Here is a 14,028-nt window from a genome sequence, read left to right as displayed (position 1 = left end):
GCTCAACGTGTTGATATTAAAATTTATTGTACTTGTCAATTAAAGTGTTGATTTTATCTACAATAAGTTCTGGTTCAATTCTATTTAGGCAAGCGTTGTCTTTTCTAAAACAAGATTTGTTGCCGTAAATAGAACATGGTCTACATGTCAGGTCGATCTGAATGGCATTTTTAGGATTTTGTTTCCAGCCATAAAAACCTGCATAGGGATGAGTAGCACCCCAGATGCTTATAACAGGTGTATTGACCAATGAAGCAAAATGCATGTTTGCCGAATCCATGCAAAGCATAACATCGAGGTTTGAAATGAGTTTTAGCTCATTTGTTATGCTATATTTTCGGGCAACGGAAACTGTATTGGGAAACCTGCTTTCCCATTCCGATAGCTTTTTTTGTTCTTCGCCTCCGCCACCAAAAAGGATAATCTTATTGATTTTGGATTGGGAAAGAATTTCAATTACCCTTTCCATTTTTTCAAGCGGATAAATTTTCCCTTTATGTTTGGCAAAGGGTGCAATGCCAATCCAGCGCTTATCCTTGTATCCTAACAGGGTTGTTATTTCATCGGGCAGGCGAACTTCCCGGAAAAAGTAATCAAAACTATCGTCAATGATATATCCTAACTGTCTTAAAGAATCCATGTAACGAGTTGGTGTATCTTTAAGCTGAACTAGCTGCTTGTTTTTAAGGCGAACAAGTTTACGCTTTTCCTTTCTACCCTTATCAATTACCGATATTGTTGTAACACCGCTAAGAAAAAAAAGATTTCGAAGTATCTTGCTTCGGATTACATTATGCAAATCGGCAATTGCCTCGTATTTGTCAACCCGTTTAAGATCCTTAAAAAGTTTCCATATCCCCAAAAGACCTTTATGTCTTCCTTTTGTATTTGCTTCAACAAAAAGAACGCCCGGGATTTGATTGATTATATCCCGAGCAAAACCTTGCGAAACAAACGTAACCTGAACATCTGGATGATTTGTAACCAGCGACCAAATAGCGGGTACCGTCATGGCCACATCGCCAATGGCACTTAACCTGATTACCAGTAACTTTTTAGGATAGGTTTTATCCTTTCTGTTGTTTTGAACCATATAGAACTGGGTTAAGCGATGGATCGTTATACATTTTCATTTGTTTGTAAACCTTCATGTACTTACGTCCATGCTCAATATCATCTAAAAGCTGATCAATTGCGGTTGATAGATCAACACGTTGCTCCAAAAGAATGTTAAGTTTATTCTGACAAGTATCAATATGCTCTTGCGACACATCGGTTCTTTTTACTTCTTGCTCCATATGGTAAATTTTAAGGGCAAGAATTGATAGGCGATCGATAGCCCAGGCTGGACTTTCAGTATTGATGGTAGCGTTTGGCAAAGGCTTAATATCCTTATACTTCTCAAGAAAATAGCTGTCAATCATTTCAACCAAATCGGTTCTGTCCTGATTTGATTTATCAATTCTACGTTTGATTTTTAATGCATCAACAGGGTCAATATTGGGGTCGCGGATAATATCTTCTAAATGCCATTGAACTGCATCAATCCAGTTTTTAGTGAAAAGTGAAAATTCAATTGTTCCTGGTTCATAGGGAATTGTTGGTTTTGCATCAACATTGTCCATGGTGTGGTAATGCAGGGTACAATCCCAAAAAATCTTGTTACAAAGTTGGCTGAAACTCATATCAATCTATTTTAATTAAACTTCTAATTTACAAATTATTATTGATGATTAGTCATTTTTACAATTCTATAAAGTTTATCGGCACGGCGCACCTTTTCTGGAACTGGTATTGAACACCTAATTCCTTTGGGTGAAAATTCAGCTGGTTTTTCATCAACTCGAAGCTCTTTAACCTCATATTCAATTACCCCTGTTGTTGGACCAATAATCAGTATTTTATCGTTGAGGTAAAGTTCCGATGCTTCAACAGCAATTTCGGCTACACCAAGTTTAGAAAAGTAGTTGGTAATTTTGCCAACGTATTGTTTTCGCTCGGTTGCTATGTTGCCGTACGATTTACTCCATTCGCCAAGTCTGCGGCCAAGATAGTAACCATCCCAAAAACCACGATTAAAAACAGTTGAAAGCCGCTTCATCCAGCCGTCGATTTTTTCCTTATTATAGGTTCCTTCGCAAACAGCTGTTACCGCTTCGTTATAGCATTGGGTAACCGTTTTAACGTATTCGGGACCGCGAGCACGACCTTCAATCTTTAGCACTCTAACACCGGCATCCAGAATTTTATCGATAAAGTTAATGGTGCAAAGATCCTTTGGCGACATTATGTACTCGTTATCTATTTCCAGCTGAGCACCAGTTTCATTATCGGTAACCGTGTAGGAACGGCGGCAGATTTGTAGGCAAGCTCCTCGGTTTGCCGATGAGTTTGCTTCGTGCAGGCTAAGGTAGCATTTGCCAGAGATGGCCATACATAAGGCACCATGAGCAAAAAGTTCAATTTTAATTGGCTTGCCGTTTGGTCCTATGATATTTTGGTTATGGATGTTATTGTAAATGGTTTTAACCTGCTCCAGGTTAAGCTCACGGGCAAGAACTACCACGTCGGCCCATTGAGAATAAAATCTAAGCGATTCGGTATTGCTAATGTTTAGCTGAGTAGAAATGTGAACTTCCATCCCCTTTTGCCTTGCATAGAGCATAGCTGCCTGATCCGATACAATAAGCGCGCTTACTCCAGCAGAGGCTGCTGTGTCGATAATTTCGTGCATGTCGGGGATGTCGTTATCGTAAATTACGGTGTTGACAGTAAGATAAGTCTTTACTCCATGCTCATTACATATGCGAACAACCTCTGGTAGGTCATCAACATTGAAGTTAATGCTCGATTTTGCTCGCATGTTAAGGTTACCAATCCCAAAGTAAACAGAGTTTGCTCCTCCCTGAATGGCAGCCATAAGCGACTCAAAATTTCCGGCCGGCGCCATTACTTCAATATCCTCTCGTTTTAGCATTTGCAAATTTTTTGCAAAAATAGGAAATATGTTTGTCTTTAACGACTTGAGTAGTTAGCTATATTTTATTATAGGTTTTTAGCTGGTTTATTTTGTTTCTACAAGATAGTCTTTGGGGTTAACTGGTATACCTTTAATCCTAACCTCGTAATGAAGATGAGGACCAGTGCTTCGTCCTGTGCTACCTGAGTAGCCAATTATATCACCTTTTTTAACAATATTGCCCTTTCGAATTTTGATTTTGTCTAAATGGGCGTAAACAGAACTTGTACCGCCTTCATGTTCAATAATAATGTAATTCCCATAAGAACGGCTGAACTTTGCTAACACAACCTTTCCCCTTGCCGATGCATAAACTTCGGCGCCTCTACCACAACCAAAATCAACTCCGTTGTGCTTTATTGGTTTATGGAGTACAGGATGGAATCTAACACCAAATGGCGAGGTAATTCGAGCTAAACGTTTTGGAACTGGGGTAAGAACAGGTATGCCATCTTTTACTTTTTTGTTTTCTTTAGCAGCTGCATTAGGTGGTATTATCTCTGTCTTATTATCGACGAATGGTTCTTTAATATTATCTGCTTTTTTAGGCTGGGTTGTAATTTTAATCCTTTCCGGGATATTATATTTTAAGGCATGGGCAATTGAGTTTTCAAAATCGATAATATCCTGCACTTCCTCGGCTTTTTGTGGCTCCTTCTTTTTGATATAATGATTTTTAAGCCCCATCATCTCATTATAATAGTTAAGATAATCGAGCTCGAGCTGTTTAAGCTCTTCTTGCCGCTTTTGCTTGAAATTCTGAAAATCTTGTTCCTGCTCTTGCTTGAACTTTTCAAAATCGGCTTCAAGTTCTCTTTTACCTTTATCTTGTGCAAACAAGTTTATAATCAGAAGATTTTGAAGTGCGAATAAAAGTATAAACCTTTTCATAATGTTTAAAGTTTTGCTTTTTAGATACTATCAATAACTTTGCCAAGGTGGCAGCAATGCTGTTAAAGACTCTCTAGCATGAAATATAATTAAGCAGGAAGACAAGTTAACGAAAAATTAAATATAAATGGTATTTTTCGATTGAATGACAGTTTCCTACTTGAGTAAACTGAAAGCGTAATATTAACTAACTAAATATTGTTTGCATGAAACCTACACTTATTGTACTTGCCGCTGGAATGGGAAGCCGTTATGGTGGCCTCAAACAGGTTGATGCCTTAGGCCCTAATGGCGAAACCATAATTGATTATTCTGTGTACGATGCTCTAAAGGCAGGATTTGGTAAAGTTGTTTTTGTAATCAGAAAATCCATTGAAAAGGATTTTATAAAGGTTTTTGGGAATAGGTTTGATCCAGGTATAAAAATGGAGATAGCCTTTCAAGAGTTAGATATGCTTCCATCGGGTTTTAAAGTTCCCGAAGGGAGAGAAAAACCATGGGGAACAGCTCACGCCGTATGGGTAGCACGTAATGTTGTTAACGAACCTTTTGCGGTTATTAATGCCGACGATTTTTATGGTTACGATACCTTTAGAGTTATGGCCGAAGCTCTCTCGGAGCCAAATCTTAAGGGTGGTAGCTATTTCATGGTAGGATATAAGTTAGGGAATACGCTATCGGAGCAAGGAGCTGTATCGCGTGGGGTTTGTTCAACCGATGAAAATGGATATTTAAAAGATGTAGTAGAGCGTACTCACATTGAACGAATTAACGGGGTTGTAAAATATAAAGATGAGAATGGAAACCTTGTTGAGGTTGATGAAAACGTTCCAGTTTCTATGAATTTCTGGGGATTTACTCCCGACTTTTTTGAATATACCGAAAAGCAGATGACAGACTTCTTTTCCAATCAAATTGAAAATGCTAAGGCAGAATTTTATATTCCAACTGTAGTAAACAAGGCAATAAAAGAAGGATATGCCAAATGTAAGGTTCTGGATACCAAGGCCGCTTGGTTTGGTGTGACCTATCCAGGCGATAGGCCAATGGTAGTAAACAAGTTTAAAGAGTTGGCTGAAAAAGGCGAATATCCATCTCCTTTATGGAGCAAGTAGTTAGATGCCTTGTGTAACTATTGATGTAGTATAAAATAATTGTCTACCGATGTATTATTTTACATTTGCCTTAAAACCTAAAATAAACCAAAACAAATAATTATGAAGTTCGAAACAATTGATTACATAGTATTTGCGGCATACGCATTACTAATAGTTAGTTTAGGCCTATGGGTTTCGTTTCGTAAGCGCGATTCGGAGACCAACTCCGGCGACTATTTCTTGGCAGGAAGAGCCCTGCCTTGGTGGGCCATTGGGGCATCGCTAATTGCTTCAAACATTTCTGCCGAGCAGTTTATTGGAATGTCTGGTTCGGGTTTTGCTATCGGACTTGGTATAGCCTCGTACGAATGGATGGCTGCTCTAACTCTTATTTTGGTAGCAGTGTTTTTCCTACCAATCTTCCTAGAAAAGAAAATTTTTACCATGCCCCAGTTCCTTGAGTCGCGTTACGACAAAAGGGTTAAAACGGTAATGGCTGGTTTCTGGCTTTTAGTTTTTGTGTTTGTTAACCTTACCTCAATAATCTATTTGGGTGCGCTTGCCATGTATAACATCATGGGTGTGCCCATGCTTTATGCCATGATTGGTCTGGCCTTTTTTGCAGCACTTTACTCAATTTACGGCGGGTTAAAAGCTGTTGCATGGACCGATGTGGTTCAGGTTGTATTCTTAGTGGGGGGCGGTTTAGTTACCACATACTTTGCACTTGATTATCTTAGCGGAGGTCACGGATTTATTGCCGGCTTTAAAGAATTACTTCAAAAGGCTCCTGAAAAGTTTGATATGATACTCGAAAAAGGAACCCTTATGATTCCCGATGGTAAGGGTGGCTTAAAGGATGCATATCTTGATTTGCCTGGAATAAGTGTTCTTATTGGAGGTATGTGGGTAGCAAATCTTTATTACTGGGGTTGTAACCAGTATATCATTCAGCGCGCTCTTGCTGCAAAAAGTGTAAAGGAAGCTCAGAACGGATTGGTGTTTGCCGCTTATCTTAAGCTATTAATTCCTTTAATCGTTGTAATTCCTGGTATTGTTGCTTTCGCTTTGAATGCCGATATCACAAAATCCGACGAAGCTTACCCTTGGCTATTGCACAACTTTGTCCCTACAGGTGTTAAAGGATTAGCTTTTGCAGCATTGGTTGCAGCTATTGTAAGCTCTCTTGCATCAATGATGAACAGCGTTTCTACCATATTCACCATGGATATTTATAGGGAGTATATCGATAAAAAAGCGAGTGAGCATAAGCTGGTAACCGTGGGTAGGCTTGCAAGTTTAACTGCATTAATAATTGCTGTTATTATTGCTCCGCAACTATCTACTCTCGACCAAGCATTCCAGTACATTCAAGAGTTTACCGGTTTTGTTAGTCCGGGTGCACTAGCGATATTCTTAGCTGGATTTTTCTATAAGAAAGCTACTGCAAATGGTGCTCTTGCTGCTGCAATTGGTACGTTCGTTTTCTCTCTACTATTTAAAGTCTTCATGCCAACTCTTCCTTTCATGGACAGAATGGGAATAGTTTTCTTGTTGAGCATGTTGCTAATTTGGATATTTGCAAGAATTGAAGGGAATAAAAATCACGAAAAAGCCATTACCATTTCGTTCGATATGTTTAAAACTAGCAAGGCTTTTGTAATTGGCTCAATTGGTGTAATTGTTATACTAATATTCTTCTACACAATCTGGTGGTAGAGAATTTTATAAAGATAAAAAAGGGTGCTCTGATTCGGGCACCCTTATCTTTTTTAAGTTCAAAATAATTTCTAATACTTTGCTGTTGAAGAAGTACTAAAGTACTTTACTTCCTTTCCAATAATATCACTTAAAAGCACATCGGCAAGACGACTTGTTCCAAATCGGAACAAACCTGGATATAGCCATTCTTGTCCCAAAACTTGTTCTGCAATGGTATAGAAAAGAGCAGCATCGTAAGAGTTTGATACGCCACCAGCAGGTTTCATACCTACTTTTTTCCCTGTTTTATCGTAATACTCCTTTATGGCTGTGCACATTACATAAACTGCTTCAGGTGTTGCTGCTGGCTCAAGTTTTCCTGTAGAGGTTTTAATAAAGTCGGCGCCAGCTTCCATTGCCAAGAATGAAGCTAGTTTAATTTCATCTAACGAAGTTAGTGCTCCAGTTTCAAGGATAACTTTAACCTTTGCATCGCCGGCAACCTCTTTAATTTGTTGCAGCTCGCTAAAAACAGTATAGTAATCGCCTTCGAGGAATGAACCAACCGAAATAACAACATCAAGCTCATTGGCCCCATGTTCAAGAGCCATTTCGCATTCCGATAGTTTTATTTCAAGAAATGTTTGCGATGCTGGGAATCCTGCAGCAACTGAAGCAATGCTAACATTTGGGGCTGAAAGATTTTCCTTAACGGCAGAAACTAACGAAGGGTAAACGCAAATGGCAGCAACGTTTGGCATGCCTGGAAACTGGTCGGGGAATTGGCTTACCTTTTCAGCAAAAAGTTTACCGCGCTCATAGCCATCGGTTGCGTTGAGGGTGGTAAGGTCTATCATGCTAAAGCATTTCTTTAAAACTTCTATATCGCTTTTACGCGATTGGGCAATATCTTTAAACCTATTTATGGCTTTTTCAACCTCTAGCTCATCAACCTCAATGTTGAATTTATCTTCAAATGAAAGTTCCATAGTGAATTATATTTTATGATTTGAATTACAAAGTTACAATAATTTGCTGTTGCGAAGATGACGCTCTGCATCGCGTTTTGTTTTTTTCTCAATACTTTCAAGTAGGGCTTTGTTAAGGTTCACACCCGTTTGATTTGCAAGGCAGATTAAAACGAAAAGGATATCTGCCATTTCAGGAGTTGGGTCGTGGTCGGTTTCGCCATCTTTGAACGATTGTTCTCCATACCTGCGAGCCATTATGCGTGCAAGCTCACCAACTTCTTCCATTAAAAGGGTCATATTTGTTAGCTCGTTGAAGTATCGAACACCTTTAGTCTGAATCCATTCGTCAACCAGCTTTTGTGCCTCGTTAAGCGTTAATTCTGTCATAAATCTCTATTTTTTGAATCGATAATAATTGTTACGGGGCCTGAATTTACCAGGCTAACATCCATCATTGCACCAAAAACACCCTGTTCAACCTTTTTACCAATGGAATCTTCTAACATCTCTATAAATTTCTCGTAAAGGGGGATGGAAATGTTGGAAGGTGCTGCGTTAACATAGGAGGGCCTATTGCCTTTTTTAGTCTTTGCATGTAGGGTAAATTGACTAACTACAAGAATATCGCCATTAACATCCATTACACTTAAGTTCATTACGCCCTCGTTATCGTTGAAAATTCTTAAACGGGTAATTTTACCCACCATCCATTCAAGGTCTTCGTGGGTATCGGCATGCTCAAAGCCTGCTAGAATGAGCAACCCATTGTCTATTTTTCCTGTTATTTTTCCATCAACGCTAACACTTGCACTGCTAACTCTTTGAATTACTATTCGCATTTTATTAAAGATTAATACAACTTGCTAAGATATAAAAACAATTTTACTCTTTGATTGTTAGTGTATTATAATCAAAATTATTAAATATGAAATACTTATCAATTCTAACAGCACTCCTAATCAGCACAGCTGCTTGGTCGCAGGAGTTTATTGCCGATGTTCATAGTTCAACCTTAAAGTGGAATGCCAAGAAGGTAACAGGTGAACACTATGGGCAGGTGAAACTTAAGGAGGGAAAACTTGTAATTCGCGATGGTATGATAGCCGGAGGCAATTTTGTCATCGATATGGAATCCATTACCAATGAGGATTTAGAGAGTCCAGAGTGGAATAAAAAGCTTATTGACCATCTAAAATCCGACGATTTTTTTACTGTAGGAACATACAAGGTTGCCTTATTAAGCAATTTGAAATCAGAAAAGTTTCAGAACAATAAGGCAAAGGTAACAGCAGATTTAACAATTAAAGGCATAACCCATCCCATATCCTTTGAGGTTGTTAAGAATGGTAACACCTATTCATCAAAGATTACGGTTGATAGAACTCTTTACAATGTAAGGTATGGTTCTGGTAAATTCTTTGAAGGTTTAGGCGATAAGATGATTTATGATGAGTTTACAATAGAAGTAAAACTAGTTGTTAAATAAGCTATCCAAGCAGGTAGTTCAGAAAGAAGTAAATAGCAGGTAGTGTTAATATGCTAAGTATGGTGGTAACAAAAAGATTTCCTGCTGCAAGCTGGTAGTTTCCACCATATCGCCTGCTCATTACAACCACAATGGTTTGGCATGGCATTGCCATTTCCATTACAAGTACAATAAATGCCTCGCGCGACATGTTCAAGTTGAAAGTTTTAACTATAAACATGTACAAGAAACCTGCAGCTATTGGAAGGAGTAAAAGTTTAACGAAGCTGAGAATATAAATGCTCCAGTGTTTAACCGATTTTCGAATACCAATTCCCATAAGTAAAGCGCCAATATAAACCATCGATAGGGGACTTGTTGCTTTCCCTAAACCGCTTAATGCATCTATTAAAAACGATGGAACTGGAATTTTAAATGCGGTTATTCCAAATCCGATAAGTAGGGCGATGGTGTTAATGTTCATTAGTCGCTTAAAGCTCGATTTGTTAGTACCAGAGCTTAAACGGTAGATACCATAAGTAAAGGTGACAGAATTAGAGGCAAGTTGGTAAGCCGCTGCATAAAAAATACCAATACCGCCAGGGAAAAGTGCATCAAATAGGGGGTAACCAAGGAATACAATGTTACCGAACATGGTGTGAAGAGTATGTATAGTTGAATTTCCCTTGTTTAGCCCTTGGAGTTTAGAAGATGCAGAACCAACAACAAATGCTAAAAATAGGTTTACAAAGGTGAATGCAAAAACTAACCCCCCATTTATAAGAAGCTGAGAGTTGCTATCGATTCTTGCAAAAGTTGAAAAAATAAGGCAGGGTAGGGTTATATCTATGATAAAACGCGAAAGAAAATCTTTAGCCTTTTCGGTAATAATTCCAGAGTAGGAGCCAATAGCCCCAACAACAATTAAAACTCCAAAAATTAAAAGCTGATGAATGATGATTTCTGAACCCATTTTGCTATATTTATCGTACAAATGTATGTAATATAAAAATTAGAAAAAAGGTTATTGCAGGTTCAAAGATTACAATTTACCCGATATAATTCATACTTAATGGCGTGTAATTATCAATTTACAAAAAAAGTCACTTAAAATATCCCGACAAGTTGTACTAAACAAAAAAATATATAAACTTGCAATTGCAAGATTTATGTTAAACCGTAAAATTTTAAAACAAAACTAAAAACATCTTAATTTGTCTTGTGATGAAGTCAAAGAAGGATTTCCGGAAATCCGTAAAGAATGATTCTTTCGATTCCGACGAGCTGAAGAGAGCTAAAAAGCTGAAACCTGTAAAGAAGGAAAAGAATTTAAAGCGTTCATTTTACGATGAAATTGATGAGCTAGAAGATCTTGAAGATTTTGATCTTAGAGATTCGTTTGAAAACTATTTTGATGATGATGCCTATGATGAAGATGACGAAGATTTCTAAATAAAATTAAAAAAGTGAAAGGTAAAAAGGCTGAACAATTCGTTCAGCCTTTTGTTTATCCACTAACTACGCTTTTGTCTTTAACATAAACGGGTCGTTCAATTGCCTGGTCGAGAGAGATGAACGTTTCGGTTCTTGAAATGCCGGGTATATTTTGAATGGTATTTACCAGCACATCCATCAAATGCTCATTATCGCGACAAAACATCTTGAGTAAAAGCGCATATTCGCCAGTAATAAAATGACATTCTACCACTTCGGGCATAAGTTTAAGCGCTTCTATTACACCAGGATACTGGTTTGTTGATACAAGTTGAACCCCAACAAATGCGCACACATCAAACCCAAGCGCTTTTGGCTTTACTACCATGCTAGAGCCAGCAATAATACCAGCTTCTTCCATCTTTTTTACCCGCTGGTGTATGGCAGCCCCCGAAATCCCGCATTCGCGAGCAATCTCAAGGAATGGCATTCGGGCATTCTTTACCAGATACGATAGTATCTTTTGGTCTATTGCATCAACTTTATACTTTTCCGACATAAAAGTTACAATATGTAATTAAATACGGCATAAAATTAATGCAATGAAATTTTAAATGCAAGTTTTGTTAAAAATATTTACTTGACAAAGGGGCTGAAAAATAAAAAAAGGGGAAGCAATTCCCCTTTTGTGGCCTTACCAGGACTCGAACCTGGATCTAAAGTTTAGGAAACTTCCGTTCTATCCCTTGAACTATAAGGCCATTCAGTTTGCAAAGATAGTTAAAAAAAGAAATTTTTACAAACAATGAAAAAACTAGTTGTCGTAAAATTTTTTTCGATTTAATTACGACAGCCAAAAATTTTATAAACTAAAACCTTTTAGTACCGAACGCCTTGCACTATCCCTTTGGGCAGGTAGGGTATCCTGTTTTGTATAAATATTCTTTTCCCATGAACCATACATTGGATTGGGTAGAATAATGTAGCGATTACCAAACTCTTTTTTGAACTCATCAACGGTTTTTGTACCCCATTGGCTAGCTCTGTTTTCAAAGATTTCAGAGAAATCATCAAGGTTATCGCCTATTAAAAGAACTATTTCATAGTTTTCAGTAACTTTTGCTCGGCGGGCTTTTTTGCTGCTTTCAGCATCTTTAAGAATAAGATATTCAGGTTTGGCATAGGCAAAACCTAAAGAATCTAGGTTACGAAGTGTGGCATCAAATTGGGTTACGCTTCGGTTGCTAATGTAAAAAAGTGTAATGCCGAGCGAGTCGCAAAGCTTGCTGAATTCTACCGCACCGGGTGTAGCTTCGGCTTTTGCAAGTTTACACCATTCGTTCCAGAACTCTTTTGAATATCCCTTGTTGTCAATTATCTCCTGAGCCTGAAAGGGTGAGTTATTTAACATGGTTTCGTCAATATCAACAACTACAGCTTTTGGTTTTGCAGTTTTCATTTTCGAAAACTGTTTTAAACGTTCACCTGCAATGTTGAATCCTTGGTAGTACAAGGCTTTCATCTCGGGTGAGTTCTGGTACCAAATGGTTGCGTACATTAGGTAGTCGTGGTTGTACTTTTCCTCTTTGCTTCGATTTGCACAGGAGGCCAGAAAAGTAAAAGCGACAGCTATTGCCAGTAGATTTTTTATCTTCATCGTTGTTGGTATTTATAGTGATAATATAAACGTAACAATAAATGGCACCAATATGGTGAGAAGAATACCATGAATTAACGAGGGAATGGCATACTCTTTACCCGATGCTTGTGTGATAATTGGTAAGGTTGTGTCCATGCTGGTAGCTCCACCAGAACAGATTGGAGCTATTTTACCAAAGTATAATGCCATTAATGGAGCTAGTAGGAGAGTTGTAATTTCTCTTATCACATTTGATAGTAAGGCTACTACCCCGAGTGAATCGCTATGGATATTTGTGATAATAATGCTCGATAAGCTGTAGTATCCATAACCAGCCCCTACTGCTAATAGTTCTTGAGTTGAAAATCGGGATATGAAAAATGATATTAGCCAAACTCCAAGTGCAGTTCCTATAATTGTGGTGATTGGTATTAGTAGAATCTTGGCATTCATGGTTTTTAGCGCTTTTAGCGCTTTTTCGTCGGCACCAATGCTTACGCCTACTAAGAACATAAGAAGGTAAAGCGAAAGAGAACTATAGTCAATACCCATTAACCATTCGTTAACTGGTGTGTAAACACCAACCACTAGGCCAAGAGTAAAAAAACCTAATATAATAATGCTCCCTTTCATCTCTTTTTGAAAAATAATCTATATGTAATAAAGCCCAAAACAATGCTCCCTAAAACCCCACCTGTTGTAACAATAAGCGCAATTAACCCCAAGGAACTAAGCGAATTCATTATTTGTTCGTTAGAACCAATGCTTATACCCAACATAAAAAGTAAAAGGTATATGGCATAGGTAACCAGCTTATCGTTTAGGCGTACTAATTTCTTCTTCGATTTAAGAATAAATCCAAGAATAATACCAACAGTCATTATAGAAACTACTACTACCAATTTCTGAAAATTTTTGGCAATAATAGTAATAATTATGGTAATTTTGATGTAAAACAAATAGGCTTTATTACTGTTTAATAGCTATGTTTCCCGATTATCATATACATACCAATTTTTCAGATGGTCACCATACTCACGATGAGATGGTTTATTCAGCCAAGGTTTCAGGATTATCCGAGATAGGTTTCAGCGACCATATCTCCCTAAAACCTGTTGGTTGGGCTATGGATCTTCAGAAGTTACCAGCGCTAGTTGAACTAATCTCTCATCTTCAGCGTAAAACGAGTTCGATTGCAATACGTTTTGGTGCCGAGGTCGATTATATTCCCGATAAGGTTTTAGAGACACAACAGCTAATAAACTCGCTTCCTCTTGATTATGTAATTGGATCGGTTCATTTTATAGGTGATTGGAATTTTGATACCGATTATAGTGGGTACGCAGGAATTGATATTGATGATTTCTACCGCAACTATTTTCGTTTAATTGGCGAGGCTGCTCAAACACGAATGTTTGATATAATTGGCCATGCCGATTTAGCCAAAAAGTTTGCCGTTTATCCTTCCTTTAAACTTAAAACAATTTATGAGCAGACAGCTAAAATATTTAGCGAGAGTGATGTGGTTGTTGAGCTAAATACAAGTGGAAAGGACAAACCCTGTTCGGAATATTATCCTTCCGTCGATTTTCTTGAAGTGCTTCATCATTACAAGGTGCCAGTCACTCTTGGGTCTGATGCTCACGTTGAACAAAATATTGGAAAATATTTTGATGAGGCGGCAAGTCTTTTAAAGTCAATAGGATATAAAGAAATCGTAACTTTTAATCGTCGTAAAAGAAATCGTATTAAGCTTTAGCTTTGAATAGTTAGGGCTATTTAATAGATTTGCTAAAATATTTCACAGCAAT

17 protein-coding genes and 1 tRNA gene are annotated in these 14,028 nt (G+C 37.8%); 5 read left to right on the top strand and 13 right to left on the bottom strand.

What is annotated here, in order from left to right:
- Window positions 1–16 precede the first annotated feature (16 nt).
- The 4 genes from FHG85_RS13025 to FHG85_RS13010 all read right to left on the bottom strand — a co-directional run bounded on the left by FHG85_RS13025 (window position 17) and on the right by FHG85_RS13010 (window position 3,910).
- Window positions 17–1,093 carry a glycosyltransferase family 9 protein gene (locus FHG85_RS13025; protein ID WP_173076622.1) on the bottom strand — a complete coding sequence of 359 codons (1,077 nt, stop codon included), beginning with the start codon at window positions 1,091–1,093 and terminating at the stop codon, window positions 17–19.
- Window positions 1,068–1,685, bottom strand: coding sequence for a DUF4254 domain-containing protein (locus FHG85_RS13020; RefSeq protein ID WP_173076620.1), 618 nt, complete (start codon window positions 1,683–1,685; stop codon window positions 1,068–1,070). The genes FHG85_RS13025 and FHG85_RS13020 overlap by 26 nt, the downstream gene beginning before the upstream one ends.
- Before the next feature lie 38 nt (window positions 1,686–1,723).
- Window positions 1,724–2,977 carry a peptidase U32 family protein gene (locus FHG85_RS13015; RefSeq protein WP_173076618.1) on the bottom strand — a complete coding sequence of 418 codons (1,254 nt, stop codon included), beginning with the start codon at window positions 2,975–2,977 and terminating at the stop codon, window positions 1,724–1,726.
- Between the two features lie 87 nt (window positions 2,978–3,064).
- Window positions 3,065–3,910: a M23 family metallopeptidase gene (locus FHG85_RS13010; RefSeq protein ID WP_173076616.1), complete on the bottom strand. Its 846-nt coding sequence runs from the start codon at window positions 3,908–3,910 to the stop codon at window positions 3,065–3,067.
- A 206-nt stretch (window positions 3,911–4,116) separates the two neighbouring features.
- Here FHG85_RS13010 and FHG85_RS13005 point away from each other — a divergent pair, with 206 nt between their 5' ends.
- Both FHG85_RS13005 and FHG85_RS13000 read left to right on the top strand, forming a co-directional pair.
- Entirely contained in the window at window positions 4,117–5,025 is a 909-nt protein-coding gene (locus FHG85_RS13005) for a nucleotidyltransferase family protein (RefSeq protein ID WP_173076614.1), read from the top strand.
- A 102-nt stretch (window positions 5,026–5,127) separates the two neighbouring features.
- Window positions 5,128–6,726, top strand: coding sequence for a sodium/sugar symporter (locus tag FHG85_RS13000; RefSeq protein ID WP_173076612.1), 1,599 nt, complete (start codon window positions 5,128–5,130; stop codon window positions 6,724–6,726).
- A gap of 71 nt (window positions 6,727–6,797) precedes the next feature.
- Here the strand turns inward: FHG85_RS13000 and deoC are convergent, their stop codons facing one another.
- The 3 genes from deoC to dtd are packed head-to-tail and all read right to left on the bottom strand — an operon-like array spanning window position 6,798 to window position 8,518.
- Window positions 6,798–7,697: a deoxyribose-phosphate aldolase gene (gene deoC, locus FHG85_RS12995; RefSeq protein ID WP_173076610.1), complete on the bottom strand. Its 900-nt coding sequence runs from the start codon at window positions 7,695–7,697 to the stop codon at window positions 6,798–6,800.
- A 33-nt stretch (window positions 7,698–7,730) separates the two neighbouring features.
- Window positions 7,731–8,066 carry a nucleotide pyrophosphohydrolase gene (locus FHG85_RS12990; RefSeq protein WP_173076608.1) on the bottom strand — a complete coding sequence of 112 codons (336 nt, stop codon included), beginning with the start codon at window positions 8,064–8,066 and terminating at the stop codon, window positions 7,731–7,733.
- Entirely contained in the window at window positions 8,063–8,518 is a 456-nt protein-coding gene (gene dtd, locus FHG85_RS12985) for a D-aminoacyl-tRNA deacylase (protein WP_173076606.1), read from the bottom strand. The genes FHG85_RS12990 and dtd overlap by 4 nt, the downstream gene beginning before the upstream one ends.
- An 86-nt stretch (window positions 8,519–8,604) precedes the next feature.
- Here dtd and FHG85_RS12980 point away from each other — a divergent pair, with 86 nt between their 5' ends.
- Window positions 8,605–9,165, top strand: coding sequence for a YceI family protein (locus tag FHG85_RS12980; RefSeq protein ID WP_173076604.1), 561 nt, complete (start codon window positions 8,605–8,607; stop codon window positions 9,163–9,165).
- A 1-nt stretch (window position 9,166) separates the two neighbouring features.
- Here FHG85_RS12980 and FHG85_RS12975 read toward each other — a convergent pair whose 3' ends face one another.
- A complete protein-coding gene (locus FHG85_RS12975) occupies window positions 9,167–10,117 on the bottom strand; it encodes an AEC family transporter (protein WP_173076602.1) in 951 nt (316 codons plus the stop codon).
- Window positions 10,118–10,368: 251 nt separating this feature from the next.
- On the opposite strand from FHG85_RS12975, the gene FHG85_RS12970 reads away from it, so the two are divergent.
- Window positions 10,369–10,596: a hypothetical protein gene (locus FHG85_RS12970; RefSeq protein ID WP_173076600.1), complete on the top strand. Its 228-nt coding sequence runs from the start codon at window positions 10,369–10,371 to the stop codon at window positions 10,594–10,596.
- A gap of 55 nt (window positions 10,597–10,651) precedes the next feature.
- Here FHG85_RS12970 and FHG85_RS12965 read toward each other — a convergent pair whose 3' ends face one another.
- The 5 genes from FHG85_RS12965 to FHG85_RS12945 all read right to left on the bottom strand — a co-directional run bounded on the left by FHG85_RS12965 (window position 10,652) and on the right by FHG85_RS12945 (window position 13,119).
- The gene (locus tag FHG85_RS12965) at window positions 10,652–11,137 is read right to left on the bottom strand and encodes an Lrp/AsnC ligand binding domain-containing protein (protein ID WP_173076598.1); all 486 of its coding nucleotides are present in this window, start codon (window positions 11,135–11,137) and stop codon (window positions 10,652–10,654) included.
- A gap of 130 nt (window positions 11,138–11,267) precedes the next feature.
- Window positions 11,268–11,339, bottom strand: a tRNA-Arg gene (locus tag FHG85_RS12960).
- A gap of 101 nt (window positions 11,340–11,440) precedes the next feature.
- Window positions 11,441–12,235: a 5'-nucleotidase, lipoprotein e(P4) family gene (locus tag FHG85_RS12955; RefSeq protein WP_173076596.1), complete on the bottom strand. Its 795-nt coding sequence runs from the start codon at window positions 12,233–12,235 to the stop codon at window positions 11,441–11,443.
- 12 nt (window positions 12,236–12,247) lie between these two features.
- Window positions 12,248–12,850: a lysine exporter LysO family protein gene (locus tag FHG85_RS12950; protein ID WP_173076594.1), complete on the bottom strand. Its 603-nt coding sequence runs from the start codon at window positions 12,848–12,850 to the stop codon at window positions 12,248–12,250.
- Complete coding sequence (locus FHG85_RS12945; protein ID WP_173076592.1) at window positions 12,847–13,119, bottom strand: LysO family transporter; 273 nt, start codon at window positions 13,117–13,119, stop codon at window positions 12,847–12,849. Before FHG85_RS12945 ends, FHG85_RS12950 begins: the two co-directional genes overlap by 4 nt.
- A gap of 83 nt (window positions 13,120–13,202) precedes the next feature.
- On the opposite strand from FHG85_RS12945, the gene FHG85_RS12940 reads away from it, so the two are divergent.
- Window positions 13,203–13,976 (top strand): histidinol-phosphatase HisJ family protein, encoded by a 774-nt coding sequence (locus tag FHG85_RS12940; protein WP_173076590.1) that lies wholly within the window; start codon window positions 13,203–13,205, stop codon window positions 13,974–13,976.
- Window positions 13,977–14,028 lie beyond the last annotated feature (52 nt).

Source organism: Tenuifilum thalassicum (assembly GCF_013265555.1).
Taxonomy (GTDB): Bacteria; Bacteroidota; Bacteroidia; order Bacteroidales; family Tenuifilaceae; genus Tenuifilum; species Tenuifilum thalassicum.
Note: the sequence above shows the minus strand (reverse complement) of the source record. Positions and strands in the feature narration are given on the sequence as shown.

Coding starts and splice junctions, on each gene's coding strand:
- FHG85_RS13025 (WP_173076622.1), bottom strand. CDS start 1,093: ATGGTTCAAAACAACAGAAAGGATAAAACCTATCCTAAAAAGTTACTG.
- FHG85_RS13020 (WP_173076620.1), bottom strand. CDS start 1,685: ATGAGTTTCAGCCAACTTTGTAACAAGATTTTTTGGGATTGTACCCTG.
- FHG85_RS13015 (WP_173076618.1), bottom strand. CDS start 2,977: ATGCTAAAACGAGAGGATATTGAAGTAATGGCGCCGGCCGGAAATTTT.
- FHG85_RS13010 (WP_173076616.1), bottom strand. CDS start 3,910: ATGAAAAGGTTTATACTTTTATTCGCACTTCAAAATCTTCTGATTATA.
- FHG85_RS13005 (WP_173076614.1), top strand. CDS start 4,117: ATGAAACCTACACTTATTGTACTTGCCGCTGGAATGGGAAGCCGTTAT.
- FHG85_RS13000 (WP_173076612.1), top strand. CDS start 5,128: ATGAAGTTCGAAACAATTGATTACATAGTATTTGCGGCATACGCATTA.
- deoC (WP_173076610.1), bottom strand. CDS start 7,697: ATGGAACTTTCATTTGAAGATAAATTCAACATTGAGGTTGATGAGCTA.
- FHG85_RS12990 (WP_173076608.1), bottom strand. CDS start 8,066: ATGACAGAATTAACGCTTAACGAGGCACAAAAGCTGGTTGACGAATGG.
- dtd (WP_173076606.1), bottom strand. CDS start 8,518: ATGCGAATAGTAATTCAAAGAGTTAGCAGTGCAAGTGTTAGCGTTGAT.
- FHG85_RS12980 (WP_173076604.1), top strand. CDS start 8,605: ATGAAATACTTATCAATTCTAACAGCACTCCTAATCAGCACAGCTGCT.
- FHG85_RS12975 (WP_173076602.1), bottom strand. CDS start 10,117: ATGGGTTCAGAAATCATCATTCATCAGCTTTTAATTTTTGGAGTTTTA.
- FHG85_RS12970 (WP_173076600.1), top strand. CDS start 10,369: ATGAAGTCAAAGAAGGATTTCCGGAAATCCGTAAAGAATGATTCTTTC.
- FHG85_RS12965 (WP_173076598.1), bottom strand. CDS start 11,137: ATGTCGGAAAAGTATAAAGTTGATGCAATAGACCAAAAGATACTATCG.
- FHG85_RS12955 (WP_173076596.1), bottom strand. CDS start 12,235: ATGAAGATAAAAAATCTACTGGCAATAGCTGTCGCTTTTACTTTTCTG.
- FHG85_RS12950 (WP_173076594.1), bottom strand. CDS start 12,850: ATGAAAGGGAGCATTATTATATTAGGTTTTTTTACTCTTGGCCTAGTG.
- FHG85_RS12940 (WP_173076590.1), top strand. CDS start 13,203: ATGTTTCCCGATTATCATATACATACCAATTTTTCAGATGGTCACCAT.